13 protein-coding genes and 1 pseudogene are annotated in these 14,540 nt (G+C 46.4%); 8 read left to right on the plus strand and 6 right to left on the minus strand.

What is annotated here, in order from left to right:
• The first annotated feature begins 31 nt into the window (after positions 1 to 31).
• The 3 genes from NM96_03590 to NM96_03600 are packed head-to-tail and all read left to right on the plus strand — an operon-like array spanning position 32 to position 3,811.
• Positions 32 to 1,354: a site-specific integrase gene (locus NM96_03590; protein ID AVR80259.1), complete on the plus strand. Its 1,323-nt coding sequence runs from the start codon at positions 32 to 34 to the stop codon at positions 1,352 to 1,354.
• A 2-nt stretch (positions 1,355 to 1,356) separates the two neighbouring features.
• Entirely contained in the window at positions 1,357 to 3,399 is a 2,043-nt protein-coding gene (locus NM96_03595) for an integrase (protein AVR78547.1), read from the plus strand.
• 1 nt (position 3,400) lies between these two features.
• Positions 3,401 to 3,811, plus strand: a complete 411-nt coding sequence (locus NM96_03600; protein ID AVR78548.1) for a hypothetical protein — start codon at positions 3,401 to 3,403, stop codon at positions 3,809 to 3,811.
• 85 nt (positions 3,812 to 3,896) lie between these two features.
• Here NM96_03600 and NM96_03605 read toward each other — a convergent pair whose 3' ends face one another.
• Positions 3,897 to 4,313, minus strand: a complete 417-nt coding sequence (locus NM96_03605) for an IS200/IS605 family transposase (protein AVR78549.1) — start codon at positions 4,311 to 4,313, stop codon at positions 3,897 to 3,899.
• Positions 4,314 to 4,357: 44 nt separating this feature from the next.
• Between NM96_03605 and NM96_03610 the strand changes: the two genes are divergently transcribed.
• The 3 genes from NM96_03610 (at position 4,358) to NM96_03620 (ending at position 7,723) form a co-directional block, all read left to right on the plus strand.
• Positions 4,358 to 5,494, plus strand: coding sequence for a transposase (locus NM96_03610; protein ID AVR78550.1), 1,137 nt, complete (start codon positions 4,358 to 4,360; stop codon positions 5,492 to 5,494).
• A gap of 673 nt (positions 5,495 to 6,167) precedes the next feature.
• Positions 6,168 to 6,950 (plus strand): hypothetical protein, encoded by a 783-nt coding sequence (locus NM96_03615; protein ID AVR80260.1) that lies wholly within the window; start codon positions 6,168 to 6,170, stop codon positions 6,948 to 6,950.
• Positions 6,951 to 7,063: 113 nt separating this feature from the next.
• Positions 7,064 to 7,723, plus strand: coding sequence for a phosphoesterase (locus NM96_03620; protein ID AVR78551.1), 660 nt, complete (start codon positions 7,064 to 7,066; stop codon positions 7,721 to 7,723).
• A 214-nt stretch (positions 7,724 to 7,937) separates the two neighbouring features.
• Here NM96_03620 and NM96_03625 read toward each other — a convergent pair whose 3' ends face one another.
• Positions 7,938 to 8,744, minus strand: a complete 807-nt coding sequence (locus tag NM96_03625; protein ID AVR78552.1) for an IS481 family transposase — start codon at positions 8,742 to 8,744, stop codon at positions 7,938 to 7,940.
• A gap of 72 nt (positions 8,745 to 8,816) precedes the next feature.
• Positions 8,817 to 9,680, minus strand: a complete 864-nt coding sequence (locus NM96_03630; protein AVR78553.1) for an IS5 family transposase — start codon at positions 9,678 to 9,680, stop codon at positions 8,817 to 8,819.
• Positions 9,681 to 9,763: 83 nt separating this feature from the next.
• Between NM96_03630 and NM96_03635 the strand changes: the two genes are divergently transcribed.
• Positions 9,764 to 9,973: a hypothetical protein gene (locus tag NM96_03635; GenBank protein ID AVR78554.1), complete on the plus strand. Its 210-nt coding sequence runs from the start codon at positions 9,764 to 9,766 to the stop codon at positions 9,971 to 9,973.
• A gap of 71 nt (positions 9,974 to 10,044) precedes the next feature.
• Here NM96_03635 and NM96_03640 read toward each other — a convergent pair whose 3' ends face one another.
• The 3 genes and pseudogenes from NM96_03640 to NM96_03650 all read right to left on the minus strand — a co-directional run bounded on the left by NM96_03640 (position 10,045) and on the right by NM96_03650 (position 13,442).
• Positions 10,045 to 11,808 (minus strand): potassium transporter, encoded by a 1,764-nt coding sequence (locus tag NM96_03640; GenBank protein AVR78555.1) that lies wholly within the window; start codon positions 11,806 to 11,808, stop codon positions 10,045 to 10,047.
• A 119-nt stretch (positions 11,809 to 11,927) separates the two neighbouring features.
• Positions 11,928 to 12,379, minus strand: a pseudogene (locus NM96_03645) (MBL fold metallo-hydrolase).
• A 97-nt stretch (positions 12,380 to 12,476) separates the two neighbouring features.
• Positions 12,477 to 13,442 (minus strand): TIGR03571 family LLM class oxidoreductase, encoded by a 966-nt coding sequence (locus NM96_03650; GenBank protein AVR78556.1) that lies wholly within the window; start codon positions 13,440 to 13,442, stop codon positions 12,477 to 12,479.
• Between the two features lie 179 nt (positions 13,443 to 13,621).
• On the opposite strand from NM96_03650, the gene NM96_03655 reads away from it, so the two are divergent.
• Entirely contained in the window at positions 13,622 to 14,521 is a 900-nt protein-coding gene (locus NM96_03655) for a LysR family transcriptional regulator (protein AVR78557.1), read from the plus strand.
• The last annotated feature ends 19 nt before the right edge of the window (positions 14,522 to 14,540 follow it).

Below are 14,540 nucleotides of genomic sequence, written 5' to 3' on the forward strand. Positions count from 1 at the left end.
TGAAAAATACTCTAGCTACCATACTATTAATATGTACAATAGATTTCATGAATTAGTAGTTAATACGCAACTAAAAACCATTGATACTTATACGCTATTAAATTGGAAAACCAACTTAGGAAAAGAACGTGAATGGCATTTAGGTTCATTAAAAGGTTTTTTGCTCTCGTGGTACGAGTATGGTTATTATGGAGTTGATAAAGCTGTTGCATCTCTACTAGAAAGCTTTACTTTGAGTGGAAATGATAAAGGTAAATCGGTAATAATGAGATGCCCTTATACGGGAGCATTTACTGAAAATGAAATTTTAGCTTTAATGACAGAGCTGGCTAGACTTTGGAAAGAAGATCTTATTTCATTTGAAACATATACATATATCCACTTACTTCAAGCTACTGCAAGAAGACCTATTCAAATACGACATTTAAAATTTGAAGACTTGAAAAAAGAAGCTTCTCAAGGAACATGGAATTATTTCCTAAATATACCTAGTGCTAAAAAGAGAGGTGGGTTATTTAGAAAAACATTTAAAAAGATTGCTATTACAGAGGACTTGTATTTAGTTCTCTTAAACTTTTTAGAATATCAGTATAAAAAATTGCTTAGCCTGGTTGATGAAACATTTATATCAGATTATAAAATGAAATTACCAATGTTTATTGATTGGCGTTTTCTGAAGAATAATATAAAAAATAGGAATTTTGATCTTTCATTATTAGAATTAGATATTTTTCATTACTCGAGCTCTTCATTAGAACTAAATGTATTACGAAAATTCTGTATACATCAAAAAGCTGTTTCAGAGCGAACAGGTGAAATTATTCATGTTAATGCAAGACGTTTTCGTCATACAAGGGGGACTAACCTAGGGAGAAAAGGAGTTGGTGCAGCGATTATAGCAGAACTACTAGATCACTCAGATACACAAAATGTGAAAGTCTATACTGAAAATACAGCGGATACAGTGCAATATATTGATCGCGTTATGGGTGCTGAAATGGGAAAACTAGCCCAAGCATTCGTTGGCAGAATTATTTCTAATTTGAATGAAAGTGAGAGAGGATTTGATCCAACATCTTTAATAACTAATAACGGAGTAGATACTATAGGCGCATGTGGGACGAATGATTTTTGTATAACTGGTTATGAGACTTGTTATTTATGTCCTAAATTTAGACCTTTGGTTGATGGTCCACATCAACAAATATTAAATAAACTGTATAAAGAGAAAGAAGAACGTTTAAGAAGAACTAAAAGTATAGATTATGCATCTTCTAAGGATCGTATTATATTGGCTGTTGAATATGTTGTTCAAGCGTGTAATGAAATGAAAAAAAATATGGAGGCTCATTAATTATGAATAATACAATTTTTTTCCAAGTACATGAGAATCCAAAATCCAGTTTAGAAAATTTTATCACTTTCTGTAGAAACAAACTTACAGCTTTCGGAAGTGATTGTTGGGACAATAATCAATGGAGAGATACCTTTAATCTTCACAACATCCAAGTTCGTTTTTCCACAGATAGGGTTAAATCTACATCCTATCAATATGAGCCGTTATCTGAACCATTTATTGATTTTGCTAAAGCATACATTCGTTATGTTTACTCTCAGCAACCAGTTCGTCAATTATCACGGCATCTTGAGTCATTACGTATGGTTGAAATGGCTTTATACAATGTAAAAGACAATTGCGATATATTACAACTCGATAATTTAGTCATTAATGAAGTTGAAACCCTTGTATTGAAAAAATATAAAAAAGATACTGAATCAGTCAATAAATTAGGATATCAACTTGAGAAGTTATTTGATTTTTGTCGTGAAAATGGTATTACTCCAAATTTGTCTTTATGGAATAACCCATATAAACGTCCTAGAGATTTAACGATATTGCTTGATGAAAGAGGAAAAGAATACCGTTCAAGTAAAATGCCAACAGATGAAGAAATGATGTTGGTAGCCAAACTCTTTCATGATGCACCAAATTTAGATAAAGAAACTGAGTATTATACAGCAGTTATGGCTCTACTTATGGTTGCTCCATCTCGTTGTTCTGAGTTGATGTCTTTATCTGTTAATTGCTTAGAATGGGAAGAAGATAGCCTAGGAAATAAGCAATTAGGTATTCGATGGATACCTGCAAAAAATGGAAAAGAGGGTTTGAAATGGGTTCCTAGTAGCATGCAAGATGTGATTATTGAAGCAGTCAAACGTTTAACAGATATAGGAGCTTTAGCAAGAAAAGCAGCAAAGTTTGCGGAAGAAAATCCGAACACGGTAATGATATCACCAGATCAAGGTATGCAAGTATCCCATTATTTACCTCAAAAACCTTTAACTGAAATAGAAATAGGTAAGGTTTTAGAAATTAATGGAAAGCATGGGATTAAAACTAAGTGGTTTGAAAAGTTAATGAAAGAAAATAGTGGTGTTATAACTCCCAATGTTTTAGGGAAATACTTATACGAAAAATATACCTCAAAATTCAATTACTGGCCATATATTGATAAAAATAAAAACGTTAAAGCTTCTGAAGCCTTATTATTATTCAGAGAAAATGAATTTCATGATAATTTTCTCCCTAAAAAATTTTCTTTTATATTACCAACAGTAAATCTTATTAATGATAGATTCTGCTATTCTGATACACGCCCTAAAACATCATTATGGGAAAAGCATTGTATAACTACTTCGAAAGGAGAGTTTGTTAGATTGCTATCACACAATGCAAGGCATTGGTTAAGTACAAAAGCTGAGAGAGGTGGAATGGATGAATTAACTTTAGCGAACTGGGCAGGGAGGGCTAGAATTGCAGATAATAAGGCTTATGATCACAGGACAGAAGAAGAAAAAAGTGAAGCAGTTCGGAATTTACTTATTCCCGAATATGCTTCACTTTTAGATAAAATTCATTTAAATCTTCCAGTAACCTATGAAGACTTAGGAAAAAATAGAATTGGAATTGCAACTATAACGGAAATAGGCATTTGTGAACATGATTATGCAATGTCGCCATGCTCTCGCCATGGGGATTGTGAAACATGTAAAGAACTCGTTTGTATTAAAGGATTAGAATCATCTTTAGAAATATTAAAGCTTAGAGAAATTCAACTTACAGAACAATTTAATAAAGCGAGAGAGCACCATAAATTAGGTGTTTTTGGTGCAGATCGGTGGATAAGTAATTTGGGATGGAGATTAACACATATAAAAACCAAAATTGCATTTTTAGAAAATCGGGAAATTCCAAATGGATCATTATTACGAATTCCTGATGAGTATGACCCTTCCCCAGTTAAATTAGCTTTACAGGAAAAAGGAATGGATATAGACATTCTAGAACCAGATACAGCTAAATTAGACAATGATTTGTATAGACTAATGGAGTTATAATATGCCCAAAATTCTTGTTACAGAAGAACGTTTAGAAGACATTATCATGTTAATTAAGACCTGGGAAGGTAAATTAACTTGGGAATTACTTTGCCACAAAGTTTCAGAATTATTAAATGTTAAAAGTATTGAAAGACAATCCCTAGCTAATTATTCAGATATACAAGGGGCATTTAGCAAACAAAAACATATACTTAAAGAAAAAGCAAAAGCTAACCCAGAACCGAATGTAACAATGGATTATCTGCAAAAGCAAGTTAAGAATTTAAAAGCTCAGGTACAACGTTTGGAAGAAATTAATGAGCGATATAAACAGCAATTTATTGTATGGCAATATAATGCATATATGCATGGTATGACCCAAGTTACTTTAAATAAGCCTCTTATTGCTGTTAACCGTCAACGTAGGTAATTTATCCGAATGCGCCGTAAAACTTCGCCGTTTACGGCGGAGATATCAGGCGAGGACTGCGAAGCAGTCCTAAAAACGTTCAATTTCAGTCAGGCGTATTTTGCTGCTCAATATATTGCCGAATAATGGAAATAGGTGCACCGCCACAACTACCTGCAAAATAAGACGGCGACCACAACGCACCACCCCAAAGTTTCTCACGAATACTGGGATAATTTTTTTGCCTAATCATACGACTAGATACACCTTTCAGGCTGTTCACGAGTTTTGAAATAGACACTTTGGGTGGATAGTTTACAAGCAAATGAACATGGTCATTTTCACCGTCAAATTCCACTAGTTGTGCCTCAAAATCGGTGCAAACGCTTTCAAAAATTTGTCGCATATCGTCTAAAATTTCTTTTGTGAACACTTTTCGGCGATATTTTGCGACAAAGACTAAATGAACATGTAAGTTAAAAACAACGTGTCTACCACATCTTAAATCGGTTTCTTTTTCCATAGACCAAGTGTAGAATAATCAAAAATTCCATTATCTACGAAACCATGCAAATACTCAAAGCGTTCAAATTTGAATTAATACCCAACGGCGCACAAGTCCGCAAAATGAAACAATTTTGCGGCTGTTCGCGTTTCGTATTCAATCGCGCTTTGGCGTATCAAAATGAACAATATCAAAAAGATAACTCTTTCAAATTCAGTTACGCCAAAATTGCGAATTTGCTGCCTGAATGGAAACGTGAGCTAGTTTGGCTAAAAGATTGCCACAGTCAGGTTTTGCAGCAATCTTTGAAAGATTTAGAAGCCAGTTTCAAAAACTTTTTCGCCAAACGTTCGGACTTTCCAAAATTTAAACGCAAGGGTGAAAAAGACAGTTTTCGCTTTCCGCAAGGCTGCAAATTGGAACAACAAAATAATCGTATCTATTTACCAAAAATAGGTTGGGTGCGTTATCGCAATAGCCGAGCTATTTCAGGCAGCCTGAAAAATGTAACCGTCAGCCAAAAATGCGGTAAGTGGTATGTTTCCATTCAAACAGAATTTGAGACGGAAACGCCAAAACCCAACGGCGGAGAAATCGGTATTGATATGGGCATCGTTCGTTTTGCTACTTTGTCCAACGGCGAATATTTTGAACCGATTAACGCATTTAAGAACCTAAAAGGCAAATTAGCTAAACTACAAAAACGTTTCAAAAACAAGACCAAATTTTCTAAAAATTGGCAAAAGTTAAAAGCCAAAATTGCCAAATTGCACCATAAAATCAGCAATATCCGTAAAAACTACTTGCATCAAATCAGCAGCCAAATCAGCAAAAACCACGCGATTGTGTACGTTGAAGATTTGCAAGTGGCGAATATGTCTAAATCGGCAAAAGGTAATGCTGAACAACATGGCAAAAATGTGAAACAGAAATCAGGCTTAAATCGGGCGATTTTAGACCAGTCTTGGGCGGAATTTAGGCGACAGTTAGCGCATAAATTGGCTTGGAATGGTGGGTTTTTGTTTGCTGTTCCGCCACAAAATACCAGCCGATGTTGTCCTAGTTGCGGACATACGACAAAAGACAACCGCCAAACGCAGGCGAATTTTGAATGCGTAGAGTGTGGCTATCAAAACAATGCCGATGTTGTTGGTGCAATCAATGTGTTAAAACGTGGGCAAGCCATTCAGGCTGCCTGAAAAACAAAAATCAGGGCAGGACGTGTCCGTAGCGCGTGTGAAGTGAACAATGCAGTCAGGTTGTCAGCAGCACGAACCCACCGAAGCGAGTTGGTAGAACATCACTAACCGCCGTAGGAATCTCCTTGCTTTAGCAAGGGGAGGATGTCAATATAGTAGTCTCTACAAAAGATCGTCTGAAAATCAATTTTCAGACAATCTCTTCACACCTATTAAACTTCTTGATGGGTAGAGTAGAAGACAATTTTCGTCAACATCTACTTCTTCCGGGCAGAGAGATACAGCAGTTTAATGGCGCGTCAAACACTATTATACTGAACTACTTTCCGCTCAAGCCCGCACCGCAGCTTGCAGCAGCCTCCACTAAATCTTAATTTTGTTAACAATATGGATTCGCTCAGCTTCGCTCACGTCTTGCCGGAGACAAGCACGCGGCCATGTATGCAAAAATTTAAGACTGCTGCATGATCATTAATCCCAAAGGTATTCCAAAAATAATTGTCCAAACTGGTTATCGGAACAGGAGCGCGATTGAAGTGTAACGCGAAATTTCAGGCAATCTGCATACCTCGCAATGACTGTGGCTGTCTAAACCCCGCCATTTCAGGAATGAACCATGCCCAACACCCCCATCTCATCCGAACATCCCCACGACAGCACCCTATCCCCCTGCATGCTCACCGACTGGACATTCACGTGCTACCACACGCCCGGTAAATCCGAGTATGCCGTGGTGTACGGCACAGTCGTCCAAGATGGTTCGGGACGTTTTACCGCAGGCAGCCGAATCCGCACCTCGCCCGTTACCCTATGGGCGGCACCGCTGGCTCATACGCACAACTCGGTATATTGCCTGCCGGAAGGTGCAGGTTGCTTTTGCGACCTGCCTGCAACCTTGCAGCCTGCCATCGACTGTTTGGGTATCGACCCTGCCGAAGCGGCCGTTATCCTGCAAAACGCCTTCATGCAGCCTGCACATACCTTGCCTGAAACCGCCTGTTTCGGCGTTCCGGTGATGCAGCCGGCAGGACAGGGCGATTGTCCGGTCGTCATGGAACGCCACATCGCCGAATTGCCGTTCTACCTGTTTTGGCGGGACAGCAGCATCGGTTCGGCCCAAAGCCTGATAGACGGACAAGCCGCCGTGTTTCTGCACGATTGGAACGCATTCTGCCGACGGTTTGTTCGTACCGGCAGACACCGCGGCCAAACCGGCCACACAGGCGACAAAGCCGCAGATGGCCAATACAGCTATTTCGGCCTGCCGATTGTGCATACGCCAGGACAAGACAATGCCCCTGCCGTACCGGAAGCCGACATCGCCAAACTACCGTTTTACACCTATTGGCACACCGCCTGCGCTTCCGATGTGCACCGGTTAGCAGACGGCAAACGCGTTGTGCCCCTTGCCGATTGGGAAGCCTTCTGCCAACGGTTGGTATTGACCGGCAGATAGGCGGGCAAAAAAAGTGCAGGCTGCTTTTTATCGCCCCAACTCCGTTTCAGACGACCTCTAAAGCAGCCTGCACCTTATTTTTCATTGTCAGATGACCAGAAACCGAGTATCCCATGCCTCAAACCTATTTCACAGCCGACTGGCACTTCTCCCATCCCAACATCGCCCGATACTGCCCGCAATTTCGCCTGCAAAGCGATAACGCCGACGAGTTGAACGAATACCTGATCGACTGCTGGAACCGCGTCGTTACCCCGCAAGACACTGTGTACAACCTCGGCGATGTCTGCTTTGCCAAAAATCCCGCACACATCGAAGCCGTGCTGCAACGGCTTAACGGGCAACACCATTTGATTTACGGCAACCACGACTACCTGATTCGGCAAAACGAAGCACATTTCCTCAACACGCGCAAAGCCGACGGCCATCCGTTGCTCTCGTCCGCCAGCCATTACCTGCGGCTCAAACTGCCCGAAATCGGCAATACCGCGATTTTGTGCCACTATCCCTTATACGAATGGGACGGCATCCACCACGGCCTATACCACCTCTACGGCCATCTGCACGACCGCATGGCCGCCGTCAAAGGGCGTGCCCTCAATGTCGGCTGGGATATGCACGGCCGTTTCCTGACCGAACAAGATATTGACAGCTTCCTGCGCGACCTCCCTGCCGTTCAGTATTTCGACGACAAGCAAAACGTTATTGTCGGCAACAGCACGGAAGATGCGGCTGCAAAAGTTCGGGCGAGATTGACAGCATTGAATGAATGAGCTTTTATTTTAGAGATGAATTTTCAGGTAGCCTTGAGTAGTGCAGGCTGCCTGAAAAACAGTCGGCAAAACAAAAGGACGGGTTTTCAATCCGTCCTTTTTGCATCAGCAATACCGCCAAGTGTCCCGCATGAAATGAATGATCTCGTTTAACGGCACAGGCGTAAGCGTAAACTGCTTGTCCCTCCTGTTGTGTAGGAAAACGTTGCGTTGTTTACACCACAGGTTGAGAAAAATAAGCCTGCAAGACCTCAAACGGCGTATCGCCGTTCAAACTGCGGTGCGGCTTCACAGTGTTATAGAAATTAACAAAGCGGCACAACTCCTTTCGCCGGTGTTCCGGACTCTCAAACGACTGTTTCTCATGCCACATCTCCATCAGGATGCGGATAACCCGTTCCGCCTTACCGTTGGTCTGCGGACGGGCAACCCGGGTAAACTTTTGACCAATCCCGTTCTCATAACAAGCTACACCGAAAGCATGGTTGGCCGAGCCTTTATATTCCGTACCGTTGTCGGAGTAAACGCACTCAATCAGGTATGGGCAGGGATCAATCAGGTGTTCAGTCAGAAACTTGGCGGCACTGTCTGCAGTTTTGTCCGGCAAAATGGCGGCGTATAGCTCCCTTGAGAAATCGTTGATGGCAACAAACAGGTAATCCCGCTTATCGGTGGCTTTCTGCCCTTTGAGCAGCGGCAGCCGTTTGGTATCGAGATGTACCAGCTCTCCGGGGTAGGATTTATTGTAGCGTTTGGCCTGCCTTTTGAGTTTTTCCTGAATGCCGCGTTCTACCTTGGCCAGGCGTTTCATTCCGTACTTTGCCTGTTTGAAACGGTTGTTGGTACTGGTTTGGGGTTTGAGCAGTCTGCCTCTTGCGGCTTTAAGTGCGCGGTAAATAGTGATGCGGCTGACTTGGTAGTGGCGTGCCGGGGAGGTGACGCTTTCCTTCCCCTGCGTGTAGGCCAGCCAAATGGCTTGGCGGTGGTGCGGGGTGAGACGGGTGTTTTTGTGCATGTTCATGTTTCAGTATTCTCCTGGAAATACTGTAAACAACGCTACTAGTTTCTACAAATAAGGGATCCGGGCCGCCTTTTAGGCGGCAACAGGCACACTTAGCCTGTTAGCCGCTTTCAACAGGTTCAAACACATCGCCTTTAGATGGCTTTGCGCACTCACTTTAATCAACCCGAAATAGGCTGCCCGGGCATAGCGGAATTTACGGTGCAGCGTACCGAAGCTTTGTTCGACCACATAACGGGTCTTCGACAAATATCGGTTGCGTTTGGTTTGTGCTTCCGTCAGCGGACGGTTACGGTGGGCTTTGCGCATAATGCCGTCCAACAACTGATGTTCTTTCAGATGTTGCCGGTTTTCCTTACTGTCATAGCCTTTATCGGCATAGACGGTCGTACCTTCGGCTATCCCTTCCAGCAAAGGTGACAGGTGGTTGCACTCATGGGTATTGGCGGGGGTGATGTGCAGTTTCTCAATATAGCCTTCCGCATCGGTGCGGGTATGTTGTTTGTAACCGAGTTTGTATAAATCGTTTTTCTTTGTCCAACGGGCATCTTTATCTTTGCTCGGTGTGGTTTGGCCGCTGACGTGTCCTTCCTCATCAACTTCTATGGCCTGACGCTGTTTGCTGCCGGCAGTTTGAATAATGGTGGCGTCAATGACGGCGGCGGATGCTTTCTCTACTTTTAGGCCTTTTTCGGTCAGTTGTCGGTTAATCAGTTCCAGCAGTTCGGACAGGGTGTTGTCTTGCGCCAGCCAGTTGCGGTAGCGGCATAAGGTGCTGTAATCGGGGATGCTCAACTCGTCAAAACAGCAAAACAGGTTGAAATCGATGCGGGTGATGAGGCTGTGTTCGAGTTCGGGATCGGAGAGGCTGTGCCATTGTCCGTAGAAGCGCAAGAGCGACGCGAACGAATGAAAAAACAGTTCGCCGATTAAAATATAGATGTAGAAACCTTAAAAGGCCGTCTGAAATACTATTTGCACTCATTCCCGATTTGCCGCAACGGATGTTATCGGGCGGATTGGCAAAAGCGGAATTGCCCGCCGTCCGCACAGGCTTGGGATTCATCGATCGCAAGCTCGGCGGCTTTCTCGAACTGGGCTGGTATGCTTATCAAATGAAGCTCATCGGCACAGGCAACACCCCGCAGCCGAAACGCTCCGCGTGGGCGGAACTGTTCCGCCTGCTGAAAAACATCCGCCAACACCGCCTGCGTTCCGAACGGGCGTAAAAAGTGCGGTGGAATTTTTGCAATTTTTCGCTTAAATTCCATCGCTTGCAGCTACAAAAGTGCGGTCTATTTTACGAATTTTTCTTTATATTCCCCAATAGTAATCTGCGCCCTTCAAATTCCTTGCCGGCAATTTCCAAAGCGAAGCGTTCTTTGTCGGCGTCGCGTACTTTGTCGTGTATGGCACGTAATTCCTGCACGCTAGCACCCAATGCCTTGACGATTTCATCGCCCATTTTCATGGAAGAATAGAAGGTTTCGCGCACTACGAAATCCGCTTCCGCTTTCACTAGGGCCAGCGCATTGCGTCTGTCCCAGGCGCGCACGAACACCTTGGCGTTCGGGTTGATATGATGAATATTTTCCACAATTCTGACCGCACTTTCTCCGTCGTCCACGCATACCGCTACGATGTCGGTGTGTTCTACGCCGCAGGCATGCAGCACGTCGGCGCGGGTGGCTTCGCCGTAATAGACTTTGAAACCGTATTCGCGTGCGACGTTGATGGTGTCGGGATCGTTGTCCAGAATGGAAATGGTGGCACCGTAGGCTAGCGGCATTTGGCTGACCACCTGCCCCATGCGCCCGAATCCGATAATCAGCACGTTGCCGTTGAGTTCGCCCGCATGTTCTTCCACATCGTCCACTGCCGCAGCTGCGCGGGGTTCTTTGGAACAGCGGTCGAACAGCATAACGCTGAAGGGTGTCATAATCATGGAGAGCACCACGATTGCCGTCATATTCGCTAGCACTTCCGCATTAATCGCCCGTTGTACGGCAGCGGAGGCGAGTAATACGAAGGCGAATTCACCGCCCTGCGACATCAGTACGGCGCGGTGTATCGCGGTGTGATGGCTTGCTTTGGCAAAACGCGCCACTCCATAAATGGCAAGGCATTTCAAGATAATCATCAGTACAGTGGCGGAAAGAATTACCTTCCAGTTATTGAGCACCGTTGCCACATCCAGCGACATCCCGACAGCTAAGAAAAATAGCCCGAGCAAAAGGCCTCGGAACGGTTCGATATCCGCTTCAAGCTGATAACGGAAGTCGGATTCCGACAGCAGCACTCCCGCCAGAAACGCACCCATCGCCATAGACAGACCGCCCAGCTCCATTAAATAAGCCGCACCGAGTACCACCAGCAGCGCGGCGGCAGTCATCACCTCGCGTGCTTTGGATTTTGCCAGAATTTTAAACAGCGGATTGAGCAGCCAAATACCTGTCGCAATCAACGCTGCCAAAGAAAGCGCGGCAACACCGATTTTCTGCCATAGCGGTACGGCATCGGCAACGGCATTGGGATTATCGGGTGCTAGAAATGCTACAATCGCCAGCATGGGCACAATCAGCAAATCTTCAAACAGCAAAATGGAGACAATGCGCTGACCTTGCGGTGTGCTGATTTCATGACGTTCGTCCATAATCTGCATGACCATTGCGGTGGAGGTGAGTGTAAAACCTACCGCCGAAATAAACGACATCGCTAAAGAAAAACCGTAAGCCAGCCCGATTAGGGTAAGGAACAGACTGGAAAGCGTCACCTGCAGGGTACCCAAGCCGAAAATCTGATTACGCAATTTCCATAAATGCGACGGCTTCATTTCCAGCCCGATCAAAAACAGAAACATCACCACGCCGAATTCCGCAATATGCAAAATAGCGTGGGAATCGGTAATGAGCTTTAATCCGAAGGGTCCGATAACCAGCCCCGCAGCCAAATAACCCAGAATCGAGCCTAGACCTAAACGTTTAAATAACGGCACGGCAACTACCGCCGCCCCCAATAACACCACCACGTGCAATAAATCGCCGTCAGTCGCTTCTACTGCCATAATTCCTGCCTTTGTTAATTCATAAAAATTTTTCGTATTATAAAGAAAAATCGCCGTAACACAAAAAAGCCGTCATTTGACGGCTTCCTCTAAGAAAAGTGCGGTCGGTTTTTGTTAAATTATTGCACTTTGCCGTCGATTTCGATCGGGGTATATTCCACCGGCAGCCAAGTGTAGCGCCGTTGCTTTCGGCACGGATGTGTCCGATGCTAGGGAAGGGCATATGTGCGCCAGCTATCCAGATTTTACGTGTGGCGGCATCTTTGAGCGCGTCTTGGCGGCTGGCGCGTGCCTGTTTGGGGTCGCTGTCAAACTCAATGGCGATTTCGGGATCAAGCATTTGCAGTGTGTGGTTGTGCATCAAATCGCCCCACACCAGCATGGTTTGTCCTTTTGAAGTGAACTCGATGCCATTGTGCCCAGGCGTATGACCGGGGCTGGGGCGCGAGCGCATTCCGGGTACGACTTCTTCGCCACTCTGATAAAAACGCACTTTACCTGCTTTGGCATAAGGCGCTACGGCTTCACGCGCTAGCGTTGCCAAGCCGCGTAGGGTTTCAGACGGCATTTCAGGCAGCCTGAAAACCTAAAAAGTTCCCTCCTCCATTTATAAAGGAGGACTAGGGGGCGTTCAGACGGCGTTTCAGGTTGCCTGAAACCCCCAAATCTCACACCGCAAAATGCGGCATCACGTTTTCGGCGAAATCCTGAATGGTTTCCAGCGCGCCGCGCCGTGTAGGTTTTAAGTTCACGGTAATGTGTGCCACGCCGTCGGCCTGCTGTTTCTGCCAAAACTCGACGATGCTTTTGGCGCCGCCGCGCAGGTAGATGTTGTTGTAGAACTCGGCGGGCGCGTTCGGGTCTTCCAAGAGTTCGACGAAATTCGCTACGCCAAAGGGTTTCCAGGTTTCGCCGTCGCCCAATTCTTTGAGCGTGTTGACGATGTCGCCCAGTTTTTCGGGAGCGATGCCGTACCAAATCCATGCGTCGCTTTCTCGGGCAATCCATTCCAGCTCTTGGCGGGCGCGGCCAATAGCGAGCATCGGCAAACCGTGTGCGGGTTTGGGCACCAAGTCCAAATTGCCGCTGAATCTGCCGTAGTGTTCGCTATTGAACGCGGGGAATTTTTCCTGCGTCAGGCGGCGGATGATTTGCCACGCTTCGCGGTAGCGTTCGGCGCGGTTGTTGAAATCGGAGGCAAAGGCGGGGTATTCGGTGGGGCGGTCGCCGCTGGCCAAGCCGAGCAGGAAGCGGCCGCCGCTGATTTGTTCCACCGACGCGGCTTCTTTGGCGGTGAGCACCGGTTCGCGCAGCGGCGACACATAGCCCGCCGAGCCGAGCGCAACGTTTTGGGTGAGCGCGGCGAGATAACCCAGCGTTACCGACGGGTCGTAAATCTGCGCGACATCGCCAAAACTCGGGTCGTAAAACGGCACATCGCGCACCCACAGCGTGGCAATGCCGCTTTGGTCGGCGGCTTTTATCACGGTGGCGAAGTCGTCCATTTCGGGCACGGGGCTGTCGGGATAGCCTTTGAAGGGCGCAATCAGGCCCAATGTGAGTTTGCCCGGTTGGAAAGTGCGGGCGAAACCGCGATGGTTTTGCAGGCGTTCGGGTAATTTCAGCGCAGTCATTGTTTTGCTCCTTGTGATGAGTTTTTGCACGGGATGAAGTATATTTGTTTTATTCGGGAATGTGCTTCCCTAATCTCGGGCAAGAAAATACCAAATGTAGGTCGGGCATTGATGCCCGACATTTTTAAATTTACCTGTATTTGTCGGGCATAAATGCCCGATCTGCGCAAGAAAAATTTATGGAACTCAACAATCTCAACGATATGACCGCCTTTGTCGCCAGCGTAAAAAGCGGCTCGTTTACCGCCGCCGCCAAACAACTCGGGCTCACGCGTTCCACCATCGGTAAACGCATCGCCCGCCTTGAAGCGCGGTTGAACGTGCGCCTTTTGCAGCGCAATACGCGCAACCTTGCGCCCACCGACGAAGGGCGGCTGTTTTACGAGCGCTGCACCGCCGTGTTGGAAGAGCTGGAAAACGCCGAGCAATGCCTCGCCCAACGCAGCATCGAGCCGCAAGGCCGTCTGAAAATCAGCGCGCCGCTGGTGTTGGGCAAAACCATCTTGCCGCCGCTGTTGGCGGATTTTCTCCACCGCTATCCGCAAACCAGCATCGAACTCTCGCTCACCGACGACTACGCCGACCTGATTTCAGACGGCTACGATCTCGCCCTGCGCAACGGCAATCCGCCCCAATGCGACAGCCTGATCGCCCGCACCGTCGGCAGCCAGCAAATGCTCACCTGTGCCGCCCCCGGCTACCTCGTTCAACACGGCACGCCGCAAAGCCCCGACGATTTGGCACGCCACCAATGCCTGCATTTCCTACACGGCGGCCGCGTCAGCCGCTGGCGTTTTCAACAAAAAGGCAAAGAAACCGCCTTTCAGGGCTGCGGACGCTTCAGCGCCGACAACGGCGAAGCCCTGCTGGAACTCGCGCTGTCCGCATTCGGCATCGTGCAACTGCCGCATTATCTGGTGCAAACCGCCCTCGATTCAGGCAGCCTGAAAAGCGTTTTATCCGATTTCCAACCCAAACCCGTGCCCGTGATGGCGGTGTACCCCAGCCGCAAACAGCTCTCGCCCAAAGTGCGGGCGTTGGTGGATATGATGGGGGAAGCGTGGGGGAAGGCCGTCTGAGATGCCGCCGGCCATTCCA

The sequence above is a fragment of the Neisseria mucosa genome (assembly GCA_003028315.1).
GTDB classification, from domain to species: Bacteria; Pseudomonadota; Gammaproteobacteria; order Burkholderiales; family Neisseriaceae; genus Neisseria; species Neisseria mucosa.

Coding starts and splice junctions, on each gene's coding strand:
- NM96_03590 (AVR80259.1), top strand. CDS start 32: ATGTACAATAGATTTCATGAATTAGTAGTTAATACGCAACTAAAAACC.
- NM96_03595 (AVR78547.1), top strand. CDS start 1,357: ATGAATAATACAATTTTTTTCCAAGTACATGAGAATCCAAAATCCAGT.
- NM96_03600 (AVR78548.1), top strand. CDS start 3,401: ATGCCCAAAATTCTTGTTACAGAAGAACGTTTAGAAGACATTATCATG.
- NM96_03605 (AVR78549.1), bottom strand. CDS start 4,313: ATGGAAAAAGAAACCGATTTAAGATGTGGTAGACACGTTGTTTTTAAC.
- NM96_03610 (AVR78550.1), top strand. CDS start 4,358: ATGCAAATACTCAAAGCGTTCAAATTTGAATTAATACCCAACGGCGCA.
- NM96_03615 (AVR80260.1), top strand. CDS start 6,168: ATGCTCACCGACTGGACATTCACGTGCTACCACACGCCCGGTAAATCC.
- NM96_03620 (AVR78551.1), top strand. CDS start 7,064: ATGCCTCAAACCTATTTCACAGCCGACTGGCACTTCTCCCATCCCAAC.
- NM96_03625 (AVR78552.1), bottom strand. CDS start 8,744: ATGAACATGCACAAAAACACCCGTCTCACCCCGCACCACCGCCAAGCC.
- NM96_03640 (AVR78555.1), bottom strand. CDS start 11,808: ATGGCAGTAGAAGCGACTGACGGCGATTTATTGCACGTGGTGGTGTTA.
- NM96_03650 (AVR78556.1), bottom strand. CDS start 13,442: ATGACTGCGCTGAAATTACCCGAACGCCTGCAAAACCATCGCGGTTTC.
- NM96_03655 (AVR78557.1), top strand. CDS start 13,622: ATGGAACTCAACAATCTCAACGATATGACCGCCTTTGTCGCCAGCGTA.